The 919-nt window shown below is 60.4% G+C and carries 1 protein-coding gene; it reads left to right on the top strand.

The window, feature by feature from the left end:
- Positions 1-919 (top strand): Tn3 family transposase (locus tag GHO42_RS03805; RefSeq protein ID WP_153384117.1); only part of this gene is annotated, 919 nt, incomplete at both ends.

The following is a 919-nucleotide window of genomic DNA, read 5'->3' as shown; positions in this document are numbered from 1 at the left end:
ATTGACGACAGCTTGCAGCACCGGCATTTGTCCGACGAGTTGGTTTCGATGGACGAGAAAGCCGCCGTGCTCGCGCAGATGGACATCCCCTTCCTGCGGCAGCCGGTCAGTGCCCAGCTCGATGCACTGGCGGCCGAGTTGCGTGCGCAATGGGTGGCGTTCAATCGCGAGCTGAAACAGGGCAAGCTGACGCACCTGGAATACGACAAGGACACGCAGAGACTGACCTGGCGCAAGCCCAAGGGGGAGAACCAGAAGGCGCGCGAGCAAGCTCTCTACGAGCAACTGCCATACTGCGATGTCGCCGACGTGTTTCGCTTCGTCAACGGCCAGTGCCAGTTCCTGTCGGCGCTGACACCATTGCAGCCACGCTATGCGAAGAAGGTAGCCGACGCCGACAGTCTGATGGCGGTGATCATTGCCCAAGCCATGAACCACGGCAACCAGGTTATGGCACGTACCAGCGACATCCCGTACCACGTCCTGGAGAGTACCTACCAGCAGTACCTGCGCCAGGCGACGCTACATGTGGCCAACGATTGCATCAGCAACGCCATCGCCGCACTGCCGATCTTCCCGCATTACTCGTTCGACCTCGATTCGTTGTACGGTGCCGTTGATGGGCAGAAATTCGGCGTCGAGCGACCAACTGTGAAGGCGCGCTACTCGCGCAAATATTTCGGCCGCGGCAAGGGCGTCGTCGCCTACACGCTGCTGTGCAATCACGTGCCGTTGAACGGCTACCTGATAGGCGCACACGAGTACGAGGCTCACCACGTGTTCGACATCTGGTACCGCAACACGTCGGACATCGTGCCGAGCGCGATCACCGGCGACATGCACAGCATCAACAAGGCCAACTTCGCCATCCTGCACTGGTTCGGACTTCGTTTCGAGCCGCGCTTCACCGACCTCGACG

The organism is Pseudomonas sp. FSL R10-0056 (assembly GCF_009600105.1).
Classification (GTDB): domain Bacteria; phylum Pseudomonadota; class Gammaproteobacteria; order Pseudomonadales; family Pseudomonadaceae; genus Aquipseudomonas; species Aquipseudomonas bubulae.
The sequence above is the reverse complement of the archived record's forward strand: the minus strand, read 5'-3'. Positions and strand labels throughout refer to the sequence as shown.